The following is a 22,196-nucleotide window of genomic DNA, read 5'->3' as shown; positions in this document are numbered from 1 at the left end:
CTGATGCCAACATGCGGTATTTTTCTTTAACTACAAACTATTAGTCATGTTCGCGATTCAGCCGCCGGGCACCATTTTCAAGAGATTGCCAGACTTCAGGCCGCGCGCTTTGGCGTCGCGTATCCTGTACTCAGGCGCTTTACCGGCTTGCTGATGCATCCTCCGACACCTGCACCAGCGTTTTTCCGAAGGTGCCGCCGGAGAGCATGGACTGGAAAGCGCGGGGGGCGGTTTCGAGGCCTTTGTGGATGTCTTCCCGGTAGCGGATCTGGCCGGCTTTCAGCCAGCCGGACATTTGGCTGAGGAACTGATCCTGATGGCTGGCAACATAGTCGCCCACGAATAGCGGGTGGACCTGAACGTTCTGACGGCGGAACACCGGGGCGCCGGTTTCGCGCCAGGTCTGCATGATGTCTTCCCCCATCGCGCCGTATTGGGAAGCAAGGCCGCATAGCGTGATGCGGGCATTCGGGGTGAGGCGCCCAAGGACTGCCTCGAACACAGCGCCGCCGACATTTTCAAAATAGACATCGATGCCATCCGGACACGCCGCATACAGACGTTCCTGAAAATCGGGCGCGAGATGGGAGACGCATTCGTCAAAGCCCAACTCATCACGCACATAGGCGCATTTTTCCTCGCGGCCCGCGATGCCGACGACGCGGCAGCCGCGCAGGCGGGCAAGCTGGCCGGCCACCTGCCCCACGCCGCCTGACGCCGCAGAAATGACGACTGTTTCGCCCGCGCGCGGAGCGCATTGCACATAGAGCCCGGAATAGGCCGTGAGCCCGAGCATACCCATTACACCGACAGCGGAGGAAATCGGCGCAAGCGCCGGATCGAGCTTGCGCGGGAACATATAGCCGAAAGCGGAGATGCCCTCGCCCGTGAGCCCATAAGTTTGCCAGCCATTTGTGTTGAAGACGAAATCGCCCTCCGCGAAGCCTTCCAGCCGGCTTTCGACGACTTGGGACACCGCGCGCCCGTGGCAGACTTCGCCGGGCTGTTCCACGCCCCGGCGGCGGCGGCCCCATTGATAGGGATCGAGCGAGAGATAGACCGTGCGGGTGAGCATCTGGCCCGGCTGGGGCGACGGCGCGGGCGCCTCGCGCCAGGCAAAATCGGCGTCACTCGGCCAGCCCTCCGGCGGCGTGCGCGCGAGAACCCAATGCGGATTGATCCTGCCCGGCATGATTGACACCTCTCTCCCTCAATATTTTGGGGAAGAGTGAGCGCCGGGCCGGAAACCTGTCAACGATGCCCCGGCGGCAACAAAAAAGGCGGCCCGGAAGCCGCCTTTTTCTATTCTGAAAATATGCCTACGGACTATTTCGTCGTGTAGCCGCCATTCACGAGGATCGTCTGGCCGGTCATCCACCAGCCTTCGGTGACGAGGAAGCGGATATAGGGGACGATGTCTTCAATGTCGGTGAGGCCGGTTTTCGAGAAGCCGGACAGGGCGGCGGCCGATTTGTGGTAGGCTTGGGCGTCCGCGGATTCCTGGCCATAGAAGAAGGGGGTATCCATCGGGCCGGGGCCGACGGCGGTGACCGAGATGCCCCGGTCGCCAAACTCCTTGGCGGCGGCGCGGGTATAATGCTCCACCGGGGCCTTGGTGCCGGCATAGCTGGAATAGAACGGTGTGAAGGCGCCGAGCAGCGAGGTGACCAGCGTGCAGACGCGGCCATTGTCTTCCAGATGCTTGCCGGCCTCTTTCAGGAAGAAGAAGGCGCATTTGTTGTTGACCGCGTCCATCTCGTCGAACTCGGCTTCGCTGATGTCGATCATCGGCTTTTTCAGCACCTTGCCGACCGTGTTCACTGCAATGTCGATGCGGCCCATGGCGGCCTTGGCGTCTGCAAAGAGTTTCTCGGTGGCGCCAGCGGTCGTCAGGTCAGCGCGGAAGGAAAAGGCCTGGGCACCCTGGAAGCGGATTTCCTCAAGCGTATTTTCGGCTTCGGCAGCGGCCGAGGGGCTGTTGTAGTGAATGGCGACGGCCTTGGCGCCGCGCTGGGCGAAGTCTTTCGCGATCAGGCCGCCGAGATTCTTCGCGCCGCCTGCGATGAGGACGGTTTTACCCTTCAGGACGAGGGGTGATGTCATGGCTTGTCTCCCTTGGCTCATGTAAGGGAGGATTTATTCGCTGGATTTTTTGGTATAAATGGCCTGATTTCGACCACTATTGTCGAAATATTCGAACAATCATCAGGCGGCGCCCCTTTGGACCGGATCGAGCTTTACCGCGTGTTTGTGCGCGTCGTGGAAACCGGCAGCTTCACCAAGGCAGCCGCGACGCTGAACCTGCCCCGCTCGACGGTATCGACCGCTGTGGCCACGCTGGAAGGCCGGCTGGGCACGCGCCTGCTGAGCCGGACGACACGGGCGGTTTCGGCGACGCAGGACGGGATCTCCTTCTATGAGCGCTGCCTGCGCCTGATCGAGGACAACGAAGAGCTGGAGGGCCTGTTCCGGCATGACGGGGCGGGCGCGCCGGCGGGCAAGCTGACCGTGGACATGCCCGGGCGGATCGGGCGGCTGATCGTGGCGCCCGCCCTGCCCGGCTTCCTGGAGCGGTATCCCGGCATCGAGCTGCAGATCGGGACAACGGACCGGGCGGTAGACCTGATCGGGGAGAATGTGGACTGCGCGCTGCGGGTTGGCGCGCTGCCGGACTCCGGGCTGATCGCGCGCAATCTTGGCCTGCTGGAACTCATCAATGTGGCGAGCCCGGACTATCTCGCCCGGCATGGCACGCCCGAAACGCCGCGCGACCTTCAAAGCGGGCACTATGCCGTGCGCTACGCCTCGCCCACCACGGGCCGCGTGGAGGATTGGGAGTGGACTGAAGATGGCACCGAACACACGCTGGCGCTGCCGGGTCGCGTAACGGTCAACAGCGCGGAGGCCTATATCGCGTGCTGCCTCGCCGGACTGGGGGTGATCCAGATACCTGCTTATGATGTGCAGGCGCAGCTGGCGTCCGGAGAGCTGGTGGAGGTGTTACCCGCTTACCGGGCCGAAGCCCTGCCGATGGCGCTGGTCTATCCGCACCGGCGCCACCTTTCCCACCGGCTGCAGGTGTTTGCCGATTGGATGGCGCAGCTGATGCGCGAACGGGTCAATCCGCCGGGACGCTGAACTCCGAATCAGCCTTACATTACTGACATATGAAATTTTTCCGATTTCAGCGGCTTTGCCCTGAATTCGCGTCGCGGCGCAAATCCCTGCTCAAAAAATGGGATGCCGCGCAGTCTTTGCCCTTACGGAAAATCCGGTTGTTGCTTTGAGGCCACACTTTGCGGCCTGAGTGAGAAAACCAAGCACCGGCTGGAGCACCTATGGGACACGCCCTGATTTCCGACACGAGCAATGGCTGGCGCGACGCTGCACTCACCGTGCGCGACGCCGACGATGCTGACATGGACGCCATTACGGCGATCTATGCCCACTTCGTTCTGACCAGCCCCGCAACCTTTGAAGAGACCCCGCCTTCCATGCCCGAGATGCGGATGCGGCGGGCGAATGTGCTGGCGGCGGGGCTGCCGTTCCTGGTGGCGGAGATCGACGGGATGGTCGTCGGCTTCTGCTACGCCTCCCCCTACCGGACGCGGACGGCGTATCGCTACACGGTGGAGGACTCCATCTATGTGAGCGAGCCCCATGGCGGACGCGGTGTGGGCAGCGCGCTGCTGGGCCAACTCATCACGCGCTGCGAGAAAGGCCCTTGGCGGCAGATGCTGGCCGTGATGGGCACCGGGCACAACGAGGCCTGCATGGCGCTGCACCGCAGCCTCGGCTTTTCCAATGTCGGTACGCTGAAGGCTGTCGGCCTCAAGTTTGGCCAGTGGGAAGACACCGTGATGATGCAGCGCCACCTGGGCGACGGGGAATGGTCCCTGCCGCGGGAATAACCCGCTTTTGCGCCCCCCTGGCTCTTGCCCGCACAAGAACATCAAGCGCACCGGAAGAGCCCCAGCGCGCCAGCCAACACGTCCATCCTTTCCTGTGTCAGCCTGCGGGCGCGCGCAGTCCCATCGCGCAACATGTCGAACACATCGCCGGGCCGGCTGGAAATCTCCATCCGCCGCTCCCGGATCGGGCCGACCAGGGTTTCCAGCACACCAGAAAGCCGCGCCTTCAATACCGCATCCCCCAATCCACCGCGCCTGTAATGCGCCTTCAGATCGGCAACGGCCTGTGCATCGGGGTCAAACGCATCGAGATATGTGAAGACGACATTTCCTTCGACCTGCCCCGGATCACTGACATGGATATGGTTGGGATCGGTATACATCTGACGCACGAACTGGCGCAGCATCTCCGGACTGGACGACAGCGGAATGGCGTTGCCCTGAGACTTGCTCATCTTTGTTTTCCCGTCAGTTCCGGGGAGGCGGCCAGTTTTTGAAACCAGCGCCTCTGCCTCCAAAAGTACCGGTTTGCCGATCTGGTGATTCAGACGGCGGACGATTTCGTTGGTCTGCTCTATGAGCGGCAACTGGTCTTCGCCCACCGGGACCAGAGTAGCGCCGAAGCCAGTTATGTCCGCTGCCTGAGCAACCGGATAGCAGAGGAAACCGGCCGGGATGTCCCGGCCAAACCCGCGTGCCCGTATTTCATCCTTGATGGTGGGGTTTCGCTCCAGACGCGCAACCGTGACGAAGTTCATATAAAGCAGCGTCAGCTCAGCAAGAGCGGGCAATCCGGATTGTACACAGATTGTCGACCTGTCGGGATCGATCCCCGCTGCGAGATAATCGAGAGCGACTTCGAGGACATTCTTCCGGATCTTGCCGGGGTCGTGCGCATTGTCGGTCAGCGCCTGCGTATCGGCGAGCAGGATGTATTGCGTGTGCGTATCCTGAAGCCGGACCCGGTTCTGGAGAGAGCCGGCATAATGGCCAAGATGAAGCGGGCCGGTCGGGCGATCGCCGGTGAGGATAGTCTGGCTGAATGGTGCGGCGGGGTGCATGTGCGGTTTCCTTGATTGGAAGCCGCCAGATCCAGTGAGCGCATAAATCCGAAGATTACTGACCGACCGGTTTCCGGCGGCAGGCGTCTTCTGGGTTCAAAGGTTCAGTTGAATCTGATGACGCGCCGCTCCTGTGAGGAGCGCCACCAATTGGCAGATCCGGGAAGAAAAGCGCGCATCATGCGGGGCAGATGCCACCTGCGTACACCGCGCGCAAGCGTACACGCCGCCACAGAGGGCGCGTAACGCTTAAATTACCTGGAAGAAGAGTGGCTCCGCGAGCAGGACTCGAACCTGCGACCGGGCGATTAACAGTCGCCTGCTCTACCAACTGAGCTATCGCGGAACAGCTGGAAGACGGGGGAATAGCCAGACCGGGTTTCAGGTTCAAGAGGCAAATAGCGGCTTCTGCACAAAATCAGCCGAGAATTGTGGAAAGCGGCCGCCAAGCCACCGCCCCGCCCCAGAAAGAAAAAAGGCGGGAGACAAAGCTCCCGCCGAAGGCGTTGGGTGATGGTGGGTGTCTCCAAGAGAAGACAGGACCAAGTTCGCCCGAATTGGTTAATGCTGGGTAAACAGTTTGAAACAAATGCAATCACGCGCGTTCAGCATTGCGGGCTGCGCGTTTGGGGGATCGGGTTTTCGGGAAAGATGCTGGAGGCCCCACCCGGAATCGAACCGGGGTGCACGGATTTGCAATCCGCTGCGTCACCACTCCGCCATAGGGCCTCAGGAGAGAGGCCCTGTAGCAGCGCTTCGCGGCCGACACAATCGGACTTTCACTACCTTTCACAGAAGAAGCACACAGCGGCGATCCTGCGCATTGCGCGGCGCCGCCGCCGTGATACAGGGGGCAGACCTATCCAGCGATTCAGAAACGGCGAATTGAGATGGACTACGACCTAGCCCGCGAAATCATGGTGGACAGCCAGATCCGCCCCGATGACGTGACCGATCCGGCCATTGTCGCCGCTTTCATGCACACGCCACGCGAAGAGTTCGTGCCCAGCTCCCGCCGCCCGGTGGCCTATTCCGAGCTGGAAATCGAAACCTCCAAGGGCCGCGCCCTGTGGACCCCGCGCGACACCGCCAAGCTGGTGAAGATGGCGCAAGCGAAGCCGACTGATGTTGTCCTCGTGATTGCGGCTGGATCTGGCTATGAAGCGGCGCTGCTGAACCACCTCGCCGACACCGTGATTGCATTGGAAGACAATGCCGGCCTTGTGGACGCGATGTCGACCCGCTTTGCGGAGCTGGGCATCGACCGCGTGGCGCCGGTGGAAGGCAAACTTGAAGCCGGCCTGCCCGAACAGGCGCCGTTCGATGTCATCTACGTATGCGGCATGGTCGAAACCCTGCCCGACGCCTGGGGCGCGCAGCTGTCCGAAGGTGGCCGGCTGGTAGCCGTCATGGCGGATGCCGGCGGCATTGGCCGTGGCAAGGTGTTCACCAAGGCGGGCGATACGCTGTCTTCCCGCGACGGTTTCGATGCCTGCCCGCCGCGGCTGGCGCAATTCGACCGGAAGCCCAGCTTTACGTTCTAAGGCAGCCTGCGGCTTTATGTTTTGGTGAACAGCGTTCACCTTATTAAAAGAAGTTCTTATATACTCTGCTGGACGCACCAACAGGGTATCTCATTATGCGTAAGCTCACTCCCCGGCTGCTGATCGGGACCAGCCTCCTTTCGCTTTGTCTGGCAACACCGGCTGTTGGAGAAACCCTCCCGGAAGCGATCTCCGCAGCCTTCTCGACCAATCCGCAGCTTGAGATCGAGCGCTACAGCACCGAGATCGCCCGCCAGAACCTGCAAGCTGCGCGCGGCGCCGGCCGGCCGACCGCCGACCTTTCGGCGACCGGCGGCTATCAGTATGTCGACACCAACAGCCCGTTTGCGTTCAATCTGGGCGACCAGCCGATTGCGACGGCGCAGTTGCAGATCATCCAGCCACTCTACACCGGCGGAAAGATCGCTGCTGGCATCCGTCAGGCAGAGGCCGGTATCAATTCGGCAGACCTCGGCTTCCAGGCCGCGCGGCAAGACCTGACCCTGCAGGTGATTACATCCTACATGGACGTGGTGCGCGATCGCGAAGCCGTCTCCATCCGCCAGAACAATGTGGACGTGACCGGCGAGCAGGTGCGCGCTGCACAGGACCGGTTCGATGTTGGCGTGGTGACCCGTACTGACGTTGCCCAGGCGCAAGCCCGCCTTGAAGGCGCCCGCGCCTCCCTCGCCGGCGCAGAAGCGACGCTGCAGGCCAGCGAAGCCAATTATCAGTTCCTGACCGGCATGCGCCCTGGCGACCTTGCCCCGCCGCCGCCGATCCCGCCGCTGCCGGCGAATATCGACGACGCAATCGCCTCGGCCATCAAGGACAACCCGACCATCGCGTCGGCCCGCGCAGACCTGCGCGCCGCAGAAGCCGGCGTCGATTCGGCAAAAGCCGATGGCCGCCCGCAAGTGAGCATCGTGGGCGCTGCCGGCATTCAGGAAACCTATGGCCAGGACTCGACCGTCAGCAATTCCAGCGTTTCCGCCATTGCGCAGGCCCGCATTCCCCTGCTGACCGGCGGCGTGGTGAAGGCGCAGACTGAAGGCGCGAAGCTGCGCCGCGAACAAGCCCGCCGATTCGTCGACAGCCTGGAAACGCAGGTTCGCGCGCAGGTGACGCAGGCCTGGTTTAGCTACGAAGCCTCCGTACGCGCCATCGAAGCCTCGCGCCGGCAGGTCGAAGCCGCCGAAATCGCCTATGAGGGCGCTCAGGAAGAACTCGCCGTTGGCGTGCGCTCTACGCTCGACGCGCTGGATCAGGAACAGCAGCTGTTTGAAGCACGTCTGGCGCTGGTCGCAGCAGAGCGGGATGCTTATGTTGCTGCTCACAACCTGCTGCGTGCCACGGGCGCGCTGGGCACAATCGGCTGATCCACTCGCCCGTCAGGCGTTAACTTTGTCAAACGCTTGTTAACTCCGGCGGCCTATCGGTGGTATCAGACATACTGATTCCGTCAGCGAGGGGCTGAGATGGCAAACGAAGCACACAAAGAACCGACGATGGAGGAGATCCTCGCATCGATCCGGAAGATCATCGCGGATGATGGCCCGGCGGCTGCGGCGGCCCCTGCACGCCCGGTCTTGCGGGAAACGACTGCCGAAACCAAACCGGCCGCGCCCAGCTTCGCCTTTGAAGGCGACGGCGACGATCTTGGCATGTTCGAAGGCGATGACAGCGACGAGCTGGCTGACGAACTCGCCAGCGAAACCGCCGAAGCGCTGACCACCGAGTTCAAAGGCCCCGAATACACGTTTGAAGCGATGCTGGGCGCCTCGAAGGCCCGCGAACAGCGCGCGCCTGCGCCAGAGCCAGTTCGCCAGCCCGAGCCCGAGCCGGTCAAACCTGCGCCGCAGCCCGTCCTGCGCGCCGATCCGCCGCCTGCCCCCCAACCGGAGCCTCAAATGACCGCCGCGCCGCGCTACCAGAATGAGCCGCTGACGAACTCCAATACCGCAGAATCGGCTGCCGGCGCGCTCGGCAAGCTGATCTCGAAGATGGATATGGGCAGCGACAACACGCTCGAAGGCCTCGTCCGCGAACTCCTGCGCCCGATGATCAAGGAATGGCTCGACGCCAACCTTCCGAAGATCGTCGAGGAGAAGGTAGAGGCAGAGGTACAACGGATCGCCCGCATGGCGCGCTAGCCTCATCCCTCAAACTTGCTATAGGGAACGGCGCGCCTCGAACGGCGCGCTTTTCTTTTATGCCCTGCCCGCAAAGCCCATACGAAACGATGCTTGATCAGAGATTTGACCCCGCCGAAGCCGAACCGAGGCTGTATAAAGCCTGGGAGGAAGCGGGTTGCTTCCATCCTTCGGGCGACACCAGCGCCCAGGCCTATTCCATCGTCATTCCGCCGCCGAACGTTACCGGCGTGCTGCACATGGGCCACGCGCTCAACAACACGCTGCAGGATGTGCTGATCCGGTTTGAGCGGATGCGGGGCAAGAATGTGCTGTGGCAGCCGGGCACGGACCATGCGGGCATTGCCACGCAGATGGTGGTCGAGCGCCAGCTGGCCGCCGAAGGCAATCAGGATCGCCGCACGATGGGCCGCGAGGCCTTCCTTGAGCGCGTCTGGAGCTGGAAAGAGCAATCGGGCGGCGCCATCGTTGGCCAGCTCAAGCGCCTCGGCGCCTCCTGCGACTGGAGCCGCGAGCGCTTCACCATGGATGAAGGCCTCTCCAAGGCCGTCACCAAGGTGTTCGTCGAGCTTTACCGCAAGAAGCTGCTCTATCGCGACAAGCGCCTGGTGAACTGGGACCCGCATTTCCAGACGGCCATCTCCGACCTTGAAGTCGAGCAGAAGGAAGTCGACGGGCATTACTGGCACCTGCGCTATCCCCTCGCCGATGGCGTGACCTATGAACATCCGGTCAAGGATGAAGACGGCAATCCGGCCGGCACCGAAACGCGCAACTATATCGTGGTTGCCACCTCGCGCCCGGAAACGATGCTGGGCGATACCGGCGTTGCCGTTCACCCCGAAGACGCGCGCTACGCGTCCCTGGTTGGCAAGTTTGTCGAACTGCCGATCGTTGGCCGCCGCGTGCCGATCGTGGCGGACGAATACGCCAATCCTGAAAAAGGCTCCGGCGCGGTGAAGATCACCCCAGCGCACGACTTCAACGACTTTGAAGTCGGCAAGCGCGCGGGCCACACGCCGCTCAATATTCTCAACGCCGTCGCAGAAATCGTCAGCGGTGGCGAAGCCGACACGGCGGGCATCCCGGAAGACTTCCGCGGCCTCGATCGGTTCAAGGCGCGCGACAAGGTGGTTGAGACTTTCGAAGCGCTGGAACTCCTTGAGCGGATCGAAAAACTGAAGATCGAGCAGCCCTTCGGCGACCGCTCCGGCGTGGTCATCGAGCCGTGGCTGACGGACCAGTGGTATGTCGATGCGGGCACGCTGGCAAAGCCCGCACGCAAGGCCGTGGAAGATGGCCTAACCCGCTTCGTGCCTGAGAACTGGACAAAGACCTATTACAACTGGATGGACAACATCCAGCCCTGGTGCGTCTCCCGCCAGCTCTGGTGGGGCCACCGGATTCCGGCCTGGTATGGTCCTGACATCAGCGGACTGGAAGACGTTGCGGAGTTCGACGAGAACCCGAACACGCGCCCCATGAAGGTCTTCGTTGCCGAAGACGAAGCGGCGCTACAGCAACAGCTGAAAACCTATTACGCACCGGCGATCGCGAAAGGATATCCGATCGAGATGGCCGCATCCAAGGAAGCCGCCGTCGACCGCTTCAATGCAGATAACTATGATCCGAGCATTCTCATCTTCCAGGAAGATGACGTTCTCGACACATGGTTCTCCTCCGCGCTGTGGCCCTTCTCGACGCAGGGCTGGCCGGAGAAGACGTCGGATCTGGCGACCTTCTATCCGACCGCTACGCTGGTGACCGCGTTTGACATCATCTTCTTCTGGGTCGCCCGGATGATGATGATGGGCATCGAATTCACGGACCAGGTTCCGTTCAAGGACGTTTACATTCACGCCCTCGTCCTCGACGAGAAGGGCCAGAAGATGTCGAAGTCCAAAGGGAACGTCATGGACCCGCTGGACCTCATCAACGAGTATGGCGCCGATGCGCTGCGCTTTGCGATGGGCCGCCTCGCTGGCCAGGGCCGCAACATTCGCCTGTCGAAACAGGTCGTCGAAGGCAACCGGAACTTCTCCACGAAGCTCTGGAACGCGGTGCGCTTTGCCCAAATGAACGAATGCGGCGCGCCGGGCGATCTTGATCCGTCCACGATCGAACGTCCGGTCAACCGCTGGATCCTCGGCGAGCTGGCCACCTGCGTATCGGAAGTGACACGCGGCCTTGAGGAATACCGCTTCAATGATGCGGCGGGCGCCCTCTATCGCTTCATCTGGAACACGCTGTGCGACTGGTATCTGGAGCTGATCAAGCCGCTGCTGGCGGGCCTTGATGACAGCGCCAAATCCGAGACGCGCATGGTGTGCGGCTATGTGATCGATGAAGCGCTGAAGCTGCTTCATCCGTTCATGCCATTCGTGACTGAAGAGTTGTGGGAACGTCGTGCGCCGGGCCGGGCCGATGAGCAGGGCTTCCTGATGCTGCAGAAATGGCCGGAGGCGACCGGCTGGACCGATACTGGCGCGACTGATGAGATCGAATGGCTGATCGACCTGATCACCGAGATCCGCTCGCTGCGCAGCGATCTGGGCGTCCCGGCAGGCGCGAAGGTGCCGCTGGCTTTCGTCAATGCGTCGTCCACGGATGTTCAGCGCGCGCAGTTCCATGAGGAAATCCTGCGCCGCATGGCCCGCGTGGAAGACGTGACCCTACCGAGCGAAATGCCAAATGGCGCCGTCTCTGCCGTCGTCGGCACGACCGTCGCCGCGCTCAGCATTGCAGACCTGATTGACGTGTCTGAAGCGCGCAAACGTCTCGACAAGGAAATCGCCACGCTCGACAAGGACATCCTGAGTACGGAGAAAAAGCTGTCGAATGCCGACTTTGTGGCCCGCGCGCCGGAAGAGATTGTCGAAGAAAACCGCGAGCGCGTGCGCGACTGGAGCGCGCGGCGTGAAAAACTGAAAGCTGCCCGAACAAGCCTGGAGGGGATCTGAAGATGAAAACACTGGCCCGCGTTGCATTCGCCCTCGGAGGATTGATCGTGACCGCCTGCGCCAGTGTTTCTTCCGAGCCTGCCCCCGCCCCGGAACCGGCGACCACAGAGTGGCGGCTGGTGATCCATGGCGGGGCCGGCGTGATCCTTCCGGGCAGCATGACGCCGGAAACCGAGGCGGCCTATATCGCCGCGTTGAACACGTCGCTGGAAGCAGGCGCCGAAGTGTTGCGCGCGGGCGGCGAAGCCATCGATGCCGTGCAGGCCGCTGTGCTGACGATGGAAGACGACCCGCTGTTCAATTCTGGGCGCGGCGCCGTATTCACAGCCGCCGGCACGCATGAACTCGACGCCTCGATCATGGACGGGCGCGACCGGAATGCCGGCGCCGTGGCGGGCGTAACGCGCGTGAAGAACCCGATCCTCGCGGCCCGCGCCGTGATGGACAAGTCCGAACACGTCATGTTTTCCGGCAATGGCGCCGACCAGTTTGCCGAGGCGCAGGGCCTCGACATGGTGGACAATTCCTATTTCGACACCGACTGGCGCCGTCAGGCGCTGGAGCGTGTGCTGACCGAACGCGCCCGCACCGCCGCCGACCGGCACGGCACTGTAGGCGCCGTCGCCATCGACCGCTTCGGCAATCTTGCCGCCGCCACGACGACCGGCGGGATGACGGCCAAGGCCGAAGGCCGCGTAGGCGACTCGCCAATCATCGGCGCCGCGACCTATGCGGAGAACGGCGTCTGCGCCGTTTCGGCGACCGGGCATGGCGAGTATTTCATCCGGGTCGGCGTCGCCAAGACGATCTGTGACCGGGTGAAGCTCGCCGGAGAAGACGTAAAAACAGCTGCCGGCACCGCGCTCGGCGAAGTGGCGGCGCTGGGCGGCGATGGCGGCGTCATCGTGATTGGCGGCAATGGCGAATATGGCTTCGTGTTCAATTCCGCCGGCATGTATCGCGGCTGGATCGACGCCAGCGGCTCGGGCACCGCCATTTACGGCGAAGGAGAGTAAGCGATGGAAATGCGCGATCTTGGAAAATCCGGCCTGAAAACAGCGCCGCTCGTGCTGGGCGGAAACGTCTTCGGGTGGACGGCGGATGAGGCTACCTCTCACACCATTCTCGACGCCTTCGTGGACGCAGGCTTCAATGCGGTCGACACCGCCAACGTCTATTCCCGCTGGATGCCGGGCCATCAAGGCGGCGAATCTGAAACCGTGATCGGCAACTGGTTTGCCACTGGCGGCGGGCGGCGCGAGAAGACGCTGCTGATCACCAAGGCCGGCTCCGACATGGGCGAAGGCGGCAAGGGCCTGAAGGCAGACTATATCGTCGAGGCCTGCGAAGCGTCTCTGAATCGTCTGAAGACGGACCATATCGATCTCTATTTCTCCCACTTCCCCGATGCGGAAACCCCGATTGAGGAAACGCTGGAAGGGCATTACCGCCTGATCAAAGCGGGCAAGATCCGCGCTTGCGGTGGCTCTAACTATGACGCCCCCGGCCTGGACTCAGCCCTGCGCGCGGCAGGTGGCGAACGCGCGCGGTATGAAGTGCTCCAGCCGCATTACAACCTGCTTGTGCGCGAGCAGTATGAAGGCGCGCTTGAGGAAGTGTGTGCGCGTGAAGGGCTCGGCGTGATCCCTTATTTCTCGCTTGCCAGCGGATTCCTCACGGGGAAGTACCGCACCGAAGCAGACCTGAAGAAAAGCATGCGTGGCGGGCAGATGAAGGCGCTGCTCACCGGGCGCGGCCCGGCGCTTCTGGCCGCGATGGACGGCGTTGCCGCCCGCCACAATGCGTCATTGGCGCAAGTTGCCCTTGCCTGGCTCATGGCGAAGCCGTCGATCACGGCGCCGATCGCCAGCGCCACTTCGGTGGCCCAGCTGCAGGAGATCATGCCCGCGGCGAACGTGAAACTTTCCGCTGAAGACATGCAGGCACTCGATGCCGCTTGAAGTTGCGCCTGCCGTTGCCGTCCGCGATGCCGTGCCCGGAGATGTCGCGGCACTCGCCGCCCTGTCTCGCAAGACCTTTATGGATAAATTCGGCACGCTCTATCATCCCGAAGATCTGGCCTCCTTCCTGGAGACGTCCCACGGCGAGGCAGTCTATCGTCAATGGCTCGCCGACCCGGAAATATTCATTCGTGTGGCTGAAGCCGAAGATGGAACGCTGGCTGCCTATATGGTCTGCAGTCCTCTGACACTACCCGCAGAGAATGCTGCGCCCGGCGCGGCCGAGCTGAAACGGTTATATGTCGATATGGCGCTACAGGGGCGTGGGCTGGGAACCCGGTTCGTCGATGAAGCGCTTGCCTGGGCGCGGGCAAAGGGCGCACCGGAAATTTATCTCAGCGTCTATTCTGAAAACTTCGGCGCGCAGAAGCTTTATGCCCGCTATGGCTGGGAAAAGGCTGGCGAATTCATTTTCCCGGTCGGCCGGCACGAAGACCTTGAATTTCTGATGAGATTGCCCCTCTGATACCCCCTGAATGGGGCCCTTCCGGCGCCCGACAACTCGCCCTAAGCTGGCGGCTGGACGCAAGAATATCGGGAAGACTGGAATGACGGACGACACCGCAAGCGCGCAACCTTCACCGGCGACGCTCGCAATCCGCGAAGCGCTATCGGGACTGCCCAAAGAGTTTCAAGGCTTCGACCAGATATTCGAGGAGCGCATTCGCCCCTCCCTGCAGGCGCGTGAAGCAGACCGGATCGCCGCAACCAAGCGCGCAATCCAAAGCCGGTGGATTTCGGGCGCTATTCTGGCGGCAGGTGTCGCCGGCGGCATTGTAACTCAGGCCATATGGGTGCCCGTCATTGGCGTGATGATCGCGCTGATGGTTTTCGCTTTTGGCGAGCAGGGCGTTAGCAAGCTCGCCAAGGAAGCCAAAGGATTGATCGTTGTGCCCATCGCCGAAGAACTCGGCATCGACTTCACGATCGAGCCAGGTACGGTCGACACCATCTATCAACACAAGGCGCTCGGCCTTGTGCCCGGTTGGGACCGGTCGAAATATGAAGACCTGATCACGGGCGTACGCCGGGAGGTGAACTTCCAGCTATTCGAGGCACACCTTGAAGAAAAACGGACCACGACTGACTCGAAAGGCCGGACACGGACGACATGGGTCACCGTATTCAAGGGCCAGTGCCTTCGACTGGATTTTCACAAGACCTTCTATGGCCGCACGCTGATTACGCGCGATGCCGGTTTCTTCAATCGTTTGGGCAGCGGCCAGAAAGGCATGCAGCGCGCCGGACTGGAAGACCCCGTGTTCGAAAAGATCTTTGAGGTCTATACGACAGATCAGGTCGAAAGCAGGTATCTGCTGACGCCAGACCTGATGCAACAATTCGTGGACCTTGAGACGACCTTCAAGGGCGGAAACCTGAAAGCCTGCTTCGATGGCGGCGAACTCCTGATCACCCTGCAAGGCGGCAACCTTTTTGAACCGGGCAGCATGTTCAAGCCGCTCGACAGCGCAGACCGGGTGCGCGAGCTTCTGAACGACTTCAACGCCGTGTTCCGCATCATCGACGAGGTGACCAACGGGCGTGTCCGGATGGAGCAAAACCAAAGCTGAAATGCGGCAGAGAGGCGGCAAAGCCGTTCAGGCTGGCTTCATCGCCGTGCCTGATACTTGAAGGCAGAGAGAGGGAGAGTCCCATGACCATCTTGCGCCCCCTGATGCTTGCCGCCCTGCTGGCCGCTGTCCCGGTTGCAACCGCGCAGGCCAATGGCAGCGCCGACGTGAAAGCGTGCAAGGCGATGGCCGCAAAACTTGGCCCCCTGCAGGCCGAGATCGCCAAGCTGAAACAGACCCGAGACGAAGCTGCCGAAACGGTCGAGTCCACGGGCGAAGCCTGGGACGACGCCGAAGTGATGCGCCGCGCCTCTGCCGGCCACGCCGCTACGGCGGACGCCACCAAGGCGACCTATGAGGATGCCAAAAAGCTGCTCGCAAGCCGCGAACTCGCGCTGCAGTCCTCCGTGACCCGGTTCAATGACGACGTGACGGCCTACAACACGCGCTGCGCAGCGAAGTAAGCCAGCATTCATATCCCCACAAATCAAAAGGCCGGGCTTTGTGCCCGGCCTTTCGCGTTTCAGGGGGTGACGATCTCGAAGGGCGGGCCTGTGTCGGCCCCGTCAAAGACTGACATGAGCGCGCCGGTAGCAGCCTCATCGCCCTCCACCTTCATGATGCCCGCCTCACGCAGCGCCGCCGGCGTCTGCCCGGCAAACAGCATTGCCAGGAAGGCCGGGCGCGGAATGGTCACCGTCGCGTCCACCGGGCCGGGAAGGCCCTCTTCATGCACCAGCACGGAGTTGCGCACGGAAACACGGCGCGTCTCGCCCCGTTCCGGGAACACAAACGCGACCGATGCGCTGACCCCTTCCGCCTTGGCGGGGTCCAGCCGGATCGCCAGCATATCAAACACCTGAGGCGTGGTGATGGCTCCGATCATGTCGGGCGAAACGGTGGTGATCTGACGATCGTTCGGAGCCTCGCGGGCTTCTGCGGCGCCGGTCAGATACATGTTCCGCCACAGAGAGCCTTCGGCCTGGTAGCCCATCTGCTCGAACGCCCTGGCCAGTAGTTCGCGTGCCTTGGTGTTGGTATCGTCCGTGAACACGATGTGGCTCGCTACCTGCGCCGCCCAGCGATAGTCGCCGCCGTCATAGGCTTTCTGGGCAACCTTCAGCGCTTTCTTCGCGCCGCCCATCGCCGCGACATAGCGCTTGCCGGCCTCTTCCGGCGGCCATGCGTTGAGGTTTGCCGGATTGCCATCATACCAGCCGAGATAACGCTGATAGACCGCCTTCGAGTTGTGGGACATCGTTCCGTAATAGCCGCGATTGTACCATTTGGACGCCAGCGCATCGGGCAGCGCGATCACTTCAGCAATCTCGCTGGCCGTGTAGCCCTTGTTCATCAGGCGGACGGTCTGATCGTGCAGGTATTTGTAGGCATCGCGGTGATGCGACATAAAATCGGTGATCTCATCCTGGCCCCAGCGCGGCCAGCCATGGGAAACAAACATCACGTCTGTCTTGTCCGAATACAGTGCAATCGCCTCGGTAAGGTAATCCGCCCAGGCCTTTGCGTCGCGCACCAGCGAACCCCGCGGTGGCAGCACATTGTGCATCGTCGCATTAGCATTCTCTGCAAGGCAGAGCGCACGCAGCTGAGGCAGGTAGAAGTTCATTTCCGCTGGCGCCTCGGTGCCCGGCGTAAGCTGGAATTCAAACTCGATACCATCGATTACCATCGTTTCGCCGGTCTGCATGATGGAGCGCGTCGGCGGTATGAGGCTGATCGTGCCGCGCGGAATGCCGGTGCCGATGCCCGCGCCGCCCTGCCCGGCCGGCCCCGGCTCAAGCCGCGATCCGAACTGGAAGTTCGCACGCCGGCTCATCGCCGGGCCGGCAATCAGGTTTTCGCTGACGGCATGCTCCATAAAGCCATCTGGCGCGATGATCTGCACCTTGCCGGCCTCCACATCGGCCACGTCGACAATGCCTTTCACGCCGCCGAAATGGTCGCCATGGCTGTGCGTGTAGATCACCGCATGGATCGGCTTGTCGCCCAGCTGCTGTTTCACCAGCTCCATCGCGGCAGCCGAGGCTTCGGTAACCGTCAACGGATCAACGATGATATAGCCTGTCTCGCCTTCGATGATGCTCATCACCGAAATGTCGAACCCGCGCACCTGCCAGATGCCCGGTGTTACCTCGAACAGGCCATGCTTCTTCAGCAGGCCCAGATGGCGCCAGAGGCTCGGGTTCATGGTGTCGGCCGCCGGGCCGTCGGTGAAGTCATAGGCGTTGAGGTCGAACACCTCCTGCCCGTCCTTGCCGGTGATGATGGGATCTTCGCGCGTCGCGATGAAGCCGCGCGCCGCCAGTTCCGCTTCACTCGTATCTTCCCAGGGCAGGCCCGCGGCAAAGGCTTTATTGGCCTCGATCGTCGCCTTGGTCGCCTTGGTGGGCTCGGCTGCAGCCAGGGTGGCGGGCAGCATCAGGGCTGCAACGCTCGCAAGCAGGTAACGGCGCATGAGTATCCTCTCCATAAGCTTCGCGCGCCTATTGGCACGCTGTGTGTTGAAACTGCTATCGCCCCACAGGCGAATTGCCAAGGCTGCCCCCACGCCATCACCCTGAATATCGAAACGCAGGAATCAATTGACGCGGATCGTGTCATAATGTCTGATGGCGGCAATGATAAAATAAGGGAGGGATACATCATGAAGCGAATGCTTCTTGCCGCCGTTGCCGTTTTTGCTGCCGTCTCTGCGCCGGCAGGCGCGCAGGCATCCCCGGACAAGCCGAACTTCATCGTCATGGTGATCGACGATGCCGCGTTGATGGATCTGGGCATCTATGGCGGCGAAGCGGCCACGCCCAATATCGACGCGCTGGCCAATTCCGGCGCGATGTTCACGCAGTATCGCTCCTCCCCACTCTGTTCGCCCTCGCGCGCCATGCTGCTCACAGGCATCGACAATCACCGCACCGGCATCTCCACCATTCCGGAAGTCCTCCCGCCGGAACATGTGGGCAAGCCCGGCTATACGATGAACCTCGAACCCGGCGTCACCACCCTCGCCGCCCGCCTGAAGCCGCTCGGCTATCGCACGCTGATGACCGGCAAATGGCACCTCGGCAGCGGCGACGGCCATGGTCCGGATGCACACGGTTTCGACCGGTCTTTCGCGCTGGATGCTTCAGGCGCGGATAACTGGGAAGACAAGTCCTACATGCCCTATTATGCGGATGCGCCGTGGTATGAGGATGGCAAGCCCGCCGCCCTGCCAGCGGACTTCTATTCCTCCACCTTCATCGTCGACAAGATGATGGAATATATGGACCAGACGCCCGGCGACGCGCCTTTCCTCGCCTATATGGGATTCCAGGCCGTGCACATTCCTGTGCAGGCACCGCCCGAATTCACCTCAAACTATCTCGATACGTATAAGGATGGATGGGAAGCGTTGCAGACGCGCCGCTGGCAGCGCGCGCAGGAAATCGGCCTTGTTCCGCAAGGCGCCACAAAGCCCGCGCTCCATCCAAACCTGCGCAAATGGGAAGACTTGCCTGAAGACCAGCAAAAACTGTTTGCTGCGCGCATGGCCGTAAATGCCGGTATGCTGGAGGCGATGGATTTCCATATCGGCCGCCTGGTTGAGCGGCTGAAGGAAACCGGTGAGTTCGAGAACACCGTCTTCGTCATCACGTCGGACAATGGCCCGGAGCCCTCCTCGGCGGAAGACCCGCGCTTTGCTGCCTGGCTGGAATCCAATGGCTACCATATCGGCATTGAGGGCATCGGCGAGAAAGGCAGCTACGGCTTCATCGGGCCGGAATTTGCCAGCGCCGCATCTTCGCCCAGCTATCTGTTCAAGTTCTATGTGTCCGAGGGCGGCCTGCGCGTGCCGCTCATCATGTCTGGCCCCGGCATCGCCAGTGGCCGCGTCGACAGTTTCGCGATGGTGACCGACATTACACCCACCCTGCTGGAAATGGCCGAAGCCGGCCCTGCGCCCGAAGGCAGCGTTTCCATTGATGGGCGCAGCCTGGTGCCAGTCCTCTCCGGCGCGGCGACCGGCGCCTATTCGAAGAATGACGCGGTCGGCATCGAAGTCTCCGGCAACTCCGCGCTCTACAAAGGCCCGTGGAAAATCGTCCGCAATCTCCAGCCCTGGGGCGATGGCCAATGGCGCCTGTTCAATCTCGATAACGATCCCGGCGAAACGGCAGACATGGCCGCCGCCCATCCGGAAATCTTCTCGCAGCTTCAGGCAGACTATGCCGCTTACGCCGCCCGTGTCGGCGTGCTGGAAGTACCCGCCGGTTACAACTCGGTCTCGCAGGTCCAGAAGAACATGACCGCCGCCGTGCTGAAGCGGGCCATGCCGAAGATGATTGCGCTCGCCATCGGCGGCATCATCCTGCTGGGCGGCCTGATCTGGTTCGGGCTAAATATCCGCCGTGGCCTGAAAAAGAAGGCATAAACATCATGTTCCGTAAGATCCTGCTTGGCCTCGTCGCGGCCATCCTTATTCTCGGCGCGCTTGCTTTCTTCAATCGCAAGGAAATCATCCTCTACATGGTCACCCATACGGGCCGTGTGGATGTGGCGCCCAACCGTCCTGTCGAATGGATGCAAGGCCCGGCAGCGGCAGCGCTCGCGCCGTCCGAGCGTCCGCCGAACATCATCTTCATTCTGGCCGACGATCTGGGCATGAATGACATCTCCACCTTGGGCGGCGGCATGGCCGGTGGCCGGGTGAAGACACCGAATATCGACCGGCTGGCCGCGCAAGGCGCACTGTTCAGCACCGCCTATTCCGGCACCGGCACCTGCGCCCCCTCCCGCGCCATGCTGATGACCGGGCGCTATCCCACACGCACGGGCTTTGAATACACGCCCACGCCGCCGGGCATGTCCCGCATCGTGCCCATGTTTGCCAACGAGATGCGCACAGGCCTGCCGCCGACCGAGCAAGTGAAGGAAAACGAAAAGCTGATGCCCCCCTTCGCGGAGCAAGGCCTGCCGGGCGAAGAGGTGACCATTGCCGAAGTGCTGAAGGAACGCGGCTATCACACCGTCCATATCGGAAAATGGCACCTTGGCAACGAAGCGCCCTTCCGCCCGAACGATCAGGGCTTTGACGAAAGCCTCGACATGGCCAGCGCGCTTTACCTGCCCGCGGGCGATCCCCGCGGCGTGGAAGCACGGCTGGACTTCGACCCCATCGACAAGTTCCTCTGGGCACGGATGCAATTCGCCGCAAGCTATAATGACAGCGACTGGTTCGAACCGGGCGGCTACCTCACCGACTACTGGACCGACGAAGCCCTGAAGGTGATCGACGCCAACAAGAACCAGCCCTTCTTCCTCTATCTCGCCCATTGGGGCATCCACACGCCGCTTCAGGCCACGAAGGAAGACTATGAGGCCGTGGGCGATATCGAGCCCCACCGCGCCCGCGTCTACGCCGCCATGATGCGCGCGGTGGACCGCAGCGTTGGCCGCGTCATGGACAAGCTGGAAGAAGAAGGCCTTGCCGATAACACCATCATCGTCTTCTCCAGCGACAATGGCGGGGCGGGTTATATCGGCATTCCGGAAGTGAACCAGCCCTATCGCGGCTGGAAGATCACCCTGTTCGAGGGCGGCATCCGCGTGCCCCTCTTCGTCAAATGGCCCGCCGTTATCCAGCCCGGCACAGTGGTGGATGAGCCCGTTGCCCATATCGACGTGATGCCGACGCTTGCCGCCGCTGCAGGCGCTGCCCTGCCCGCCGGTGTCGAGATCGATGGCCAGAACCTGCTTCCGCTGGCAACAGGCACAGGCACTGTCGAACGCAAGGACGACGCAATCTTCTGGTCGAGCGGCTATTACAAGGTCGTGCGCGCTGGCGGATGGAAACTTCAAGTCAATGGCCGCCAGCAAAAGTCCTGGCTGTTCGACCTGAATACGGATCCGACAGAACAGGTAAACCTCGCCGACAGCCAGCCCGAAAAGCTCGCCGAGCTTCAGGCCCTGATCGACGCGCACTGGAAAGACGCCCGCGCGCCGCTCTATCCGTATACAATCGAAAGCCCGATCAAGATCGACCACACACAGGCCGATGCCTATGTCGAGGGCGAGGAATACGTCTACTGGCCCAACTGACGCCTATTCGGCTTCTGCGTCCTTCACGATGCGGAAGCCGATATGGTTGGACGAGAAGTCCACCTCCTGCGGGTGGCGCGCGGCCGGGCGATAGCGGCGGCAGAAATTGTCGGCGCAGAGATAGCTGCCCCCCTTGATGGTGTTGTTGCCCGGCGCAAACGGCGTCTCGGTCCACTCCCACACATTGCCGATCATGTCGTAAAGGCCGAGCCGGTCTGCCGGAAAACACCCTGCAGGCGCAGGTCCCGCAAAGCCATCGTCAACGGTGTTGGCCACCGGAAAGATGCCCTGCCAGGTATTCGCGCGCGGCGTGCCATCGTCTTCAAAGGCGCCGGAGGTGTCCCGCGCGGGATCAGGCAGGCCAAGGCGCGCGGCGTGCTCCCATTCTTCCTCGCTGGGAATGCGCCCGCCCGCCCAGCGCGCATAAGCTTCAGCGTCTGCCAGCGATACATGGATCACCGGCAAGTTCTCCTTGCCCGCAAGATCAGAGCCCGGCCCGGCGGGTGCTTTCCAGCTCGCCCCCGGCACCAGCGTCCAGCGCCCACCATCAAACAAAGCCGAGCCAGCCCCCGGCCGCCCTTCAGCAATGCCGCGTTCGGCATCGGTCACATAGCCGGTCGCCGCCACGAAAGCTGCGAACTGCCCATTGGTGACTTCATGGATCTGTATACGGAACGGATCGACATGCAGCTCCGCCTCCGGCCCTTCTTCGGGATAGACGGCATTCTTACCCTTGGCGAGCGTTCCGCCCGGCACATCGACAAACTTGCCAATATCGTCCGCTGCGAGGCCGCAGCTACCCGCTGCCACCTTGTCCTTCGCGCCGCATGCTGCTGCCGATGTAAGCAATAAAGCCGCCAGCAACACGCGCATCGC

The 22,196-nt window shown here is 62.1% G+C and carries 18 protein-coding genes and 2 tRNA genes; 13 read left to right on the top strand and 7 right to left on the bottom strand.

Annotation, left to right across the window (positions count from 1 at the left end):
• Positions 1–139: 139 nt before the first annotated feature.
• On the bottom strand, positions 140–1,192 hold the full coding sequence (locus tag K1X12_RS11525; protein WP_220987727.1) for an NADP-dependent oxidoreductase: 1,053 nt from the start codon (positions 1,190–1,192) through the stop codon (positions 140–142).
• A 134-nt stretch (positions 1,193–1,326) separates the two neighbouring features.
• Positions 1,327–2,103 carry an SDR family oxidoreductase gene (locus K1X12_RS11520; protein ID WP_220987726.1) on the bottom strand — a complete coding sequence of 259 codons (777 nt, stop codon included), beginning with the start codon at positions 2,101–2,103 and terminating at the stop codon, positions 1,327–1,329.
• A gap of 117 nt (positions 2,104–2,220) precedes the next feature.
• Between K1X12_RS11520 and K1X12_RS11515 the strand changes: the two genes are divergently transcribed.
• Both K1X12_RS11515 and K1X12_RS11510 read left to right on the top strand, forming a co-directional pair.
• A complete protein-coding gene (locus K1X12_RS11515) occupies positions 2,221–3,138 on the top strand; it encodes a LysR family transcriptional regulator (protein WP_220987725.1) in 918 nt (305 codons plus the stop codon).
• A 200-nt stretch (positions 3,139–3,338) separates the two neighbouring features.
• Positions 3,339–3,911, top strand: coding sequence for a GNAT family N-acetyltransferase (locus K1X12_RS11510; protein ID WP_220987724.1), 573 nt, complete (start codon positions 3,339–3,341; stop codon positions 3,909–3,911).
• A gap of 41 nt (positions 3,912–3,952) precedes the next feature.
• On the opposite strand, the gene trpS is transcribed toward K1X12_RS11510, so the two are convergent.
• From trpS to K1X12_RS11495, 3 genes are all read right to left on the bottom strand, one after another.
• The gene (gene trpS / locus K1X12_RS11505) at positions 3,953–4,972 is read right to left on the bottom strand and encodes a tryptophan--tRNA ligase (RefSeq protein WP_220987723.1); all 1,020 of its coding nucleotides are present in this window, start codon (positions 4,970–4,972) and stop codon (positions 3,953–3,955) included.
• A 270-nt stretch (positions 4,973–5,242) separates the two neighbouring features.
• Positions 5,243–5,318 (bottom strand) — tRNA-Asn (locus K1X12_RS11500).
• Positions 5,319–5,627: 309 nt separating this feature from the next.
• Positions 5,628–5,701 (bottom strand) — tRNA-Cys (locus K1X12_RS11495).
• Between the two features lie 161 nt (positions 5,702–5,862).
• On the opposite strand from K1X12_RS11495, the gene K1X12_RS11490 reads away from it, so the two are divergent.
• The 9 genes from K1X12_RS11490 to K1X12_RS11450 all read left to right on the top strand — a co-directional run bounded on the left by K1X12_RS11490 (position 5,863) and on the right by K1X12_RS11450 (position 15,685).
• Positions 5,863–6,516: a protein-L-isoaspartate O-methyltransferase family protein gene (locus tag K1X12_RS11490; protein ID WP_220987722.1), complete on the top strand. Its 654-nt coding sequence runs from the start codon at positions 5,863–5,865 to the stop codon at positions 6,514–6,516.
• A gap of 95 nt (positions 6,517–6,611) precedes the next feature.
• Positions 6,612–7,895 (top strand): TolC family outer membrane protein, encoded by a 1,284-nt coding sequence (locus tag K1X12_RS11485; protein WP_220987721.1) that lies wholly within the window; start codon positions 6,612–6,614, stop codon positions 7,893–7,895.
• Between the two features lie 99 nt (positions 7,896–7,994).
• On the top strand, positions 7,995–8,669 hold the full coding sequence (locus K1X12_RS17125; protein WP_304608259.1) for a PopZ family protein: 675 nt from the start codon (positions 7,995–7,997) through the stop codon (positions 8,667–8,669).
• An 89-nt stretch (positions 8,670–8,758) separates the two neighbouring features.
• Positions 8,759–11,629 (top strand): valine--tRNA ligase, encoded by a 2,871-nt coding sequence (locus K1X12_RS11475; RefSeq protein ID WP_220987720.1) that lies wholly within the window; start codon positions 8,759–8,761, stop codon positions 11,627–11,629.
• A 2-nt stretch (positions 11,630–11,631) separates the two neighbouring features.
• A complete protein-coding gene (locus K1X12_RS11470) occupies positions 11,632–12,645 on the top strand; it encodes an isoaspartyl peptidase/L-asparaginase family protein (RefSeq protein WP_220987719.1) in 1,014 nt (337 codons plus the stop codon).
• A 3-nt stretch (positions 12,646–12,648) separates the two neighbouring features.
• Positions 12,649–13,590 (top strand): aldo/keto reductase, encoded by a 942-nt coding sequence (locus K1X12_RS11465; protein ID WP_369426110.1) that lies wholly within the window; start codon positions 12,649–12,651, stop codon positions 13,588–13,590.
• The gene (locus K1X12_RS11460) at positions 13,580–14,116 is read left to right on the top strand and encodes a GNAT family N-acetyltransferase (RefSeq protein WP_220987717.1); all 537 of its coding nucleotides are present in this window, start codon (positions 13,580–13,582) and stop codon (positions 14,114–14,116) included. The genes K1X12_RS11465 and K1X12_RS11460 overlap by 11 nt, the downstream gene beginning before the upstream one ends.
• 82 nt (positions 14,117–14,198) lie before the next feature.
• Positions 14,199–15,221 (top strand): DUF3137 domain-containing protein, encoded by a 1,023-nt coding sequence (locus K1X12_RS11455; RefSeq protein WP_220987716.1) that lies wholly within the window; start codon positions 14,199–14,201, stop codon positions 15,219–15,221.
• A gap of 83 nt (positions 15,222–15,304) precedes the next feature.
• On the top strand, positions 15,305–15,685 hold the full coding sequence (locus K1X12_RS11450) for a hypothetical protein (RefSeq protein ID WP_220987715.1): 381 nt from the start codon (positions 15,305–15,307) through the stop codon (positions 15,683–15,685).
• Between the two features lie 59 nt (positions 15,686–15,744).
• Here K1X12_RS11450 and K1X12_RS11445 read toward each other — a convergent pair whose 3' ends face one another.
• Positions 15,745–17,697: an alkyl/aryl-sulfatase gene (locus K1X12_RS11445; protein WP_220987714.1), complete on the bottom strand. Its 1,953-nt coding sequence runs from the start codon at positions 17,695–17,697 to the stop codon at positions 15,745–15,747.
• 189 nt (positions 17,698–17,886) lie between these two features.
• Here K1X12_RS11445 and K1X12_RS11440 point away from each other — a divergent pair, with 189 nt between their 5' ends.
• Complete coding sequence (locus K1X12_RS11440; protein WP_220987713.1) at positions 17,887–19,653, top strand: arylsulfatase; 1,767 nt, start codon at positions 17,887–17,889, stop codon at positions 19,651–19,653.
• Between the two features lie 5 nt (positions 19,654–19,658).
• Complete coding sequence (locus tag K1X12_RS11435) at positions 19,659–21,320, top strand: sulfatase (RefSeq protein WP_220987712.1); 1,662 nt, start codon at positions 19,659–19,661, stop codon at positions 21,318–21,320.
• A gap of 3 nt (positions 21,321–21,323) precedes the next feature.
• Here the strand turns inward: K1X12_RS11435 and K1X12_RS11430 are convergent, their stop codons facing one another.
• Positions 21,324–22,193 (bottom strand): formylglycine-generating enzyme family protein, encoded by an 870-nt coding sequence (locus K1X12_RS11430; RefSeq protein WP_225907956.1) that lies wholly within the window; start codon positions 22,191–22,193, stop codon positions 21,324–21,326.
• Between the last annotated feature and the right edge of the window lie 3 nt (positions 22,194–22,196).

Source organism: Hyphomonas sediminis (assembly GCF_019679475.1).
GTDB classification, from domain to species: domain Bacteria; phylum Pseudomonadota; class Alphaproteobacteria; order Caulobacterales; family Hyphomonadaceae; genus Hyphomonas; species Hyphomonas sediminis.
This window is presented reverse-complemented; position numbering and strand designations above follow the sequence as displayed.

Bases quoted from the DNA above. Each gene is read 5' to 3' on its own strand.
- K1X12_RS11460 (WP_220987717.1), top strand. From the start codon at position 13,580: ATGCCGCTTGAAGTTGCGCCTGCCGTTGCCGTCCGCGATGCCGTGCCC.
- K1X12_RS11445 (WP_220987714.1), bottom strand. From the start codon at position 17,697: ATGCGCCGTTACCTGCTTGCGAGCGTTGCAGCCCTGATGCTGCCCGCC.
- K1X12_RS11510 (WP_220987724.1), top strand. From the start codon at position 3,339: ATGGGACACGCCCTGATTTCCGACACGAGCAATGGCTGGCGCGACGCT.
- K1X12_RS11485 (WP_220987721.1), top strand. From the start codon at position 6,612: ATGCGTAAGCTCACTCCCCGGCTGCTGATCGGGACCAGCCTCCTTTCG.
- K1X12_RS11475 (WP_220987720.1), top strand. From the start codon at position 8,759: ATGCTTGATCAGAGATTTGACCCCGCCGAAGCCGAACCGAGGCTGTAT.
- K1X12_RS11470 (WP_220987719.1), top strand. From the start codon at position 11,632: ATGAAAACACTGGCCCGCGTTGCATTCGCCCTCGGAGGATTGATCGTG.
- K1X12_RS11435 (WP_220987712.1), top strand. From the start codon at position 19,659: ATGTTCCGTAAGATCCTGCTTGGCCTCGTCGCGGCCATCCTTATTCTC.
- trpS (WP_220987723.1), bottom strand. From the start codon at position 4,972: ATGCACCCCGCCGCACCATTCAGCCAGACTATCCTCACCGGCGATCGC.
- K1X12_RS11455 (WP_220987716.1), top strand. From the start codon at position 14,199: ATGACGGACGACACCGCAAGCGCGCAACCTTCACCGGCGACGCTCGCA.
- K1X12_RS11430 (WP_225907956.1), bottom strand. From the start codon at position 22,193: ATGCGCGTGTTGCTGGCGGCTTTATTGCTTACATCGGCAGCAGCATGC.
- K1X12_RS11520 (WP_220987726.1), bottom strand. From the start codon at position 2,103: ATGACATCACCCCTCGTCCTGAAGGGTAAAACCGTCCTCATCGCAGGC.
- K1X12_RS11465 (WP_369426110.1), top strand. From the start codon at position 12,649: ATGGAAATGCGCGATCTTGGAAAATCCGGCCTGAAAACAGCGCCGCTC.
- K1X12_RS11490 (WP_220987722.1), top strand. From the start codon at position 5,863: ATGGACTACGACCTAGCCCGCGAAATCATGGTGGACAGCCAGATCCGC.
- K1X12_RS17125 (WP_304608259.1), top strand. From the start codon at position 7,995: ATGGCAAACGAAGCACACAAAGAACCGACGATGGAGGAGATCCTCGCA.
- K1X12_RS11525 (WP_220987727.1), bottom strand. From the start codon at position 1,192: ATGCCGGGCAGGATCAATCCGCATTGGGTTCTCGCGCGCACGCCGCCG.
- K1X12_RS11450 (WP_220987715.1), top strand. From the start codon at position 15,305: ATGACCATCTTGCGCCCCCTGATGCTTGCCGCCCTGCTGGCCGCTGTC.
- K1X12_RS11440 (WP_220987713.1), top strand. From the start codon at position 17,887: ATGAAGCGAATGCTTCTTGCCGCCGTTGCCGTTTTTGCTGCCGTCTCT.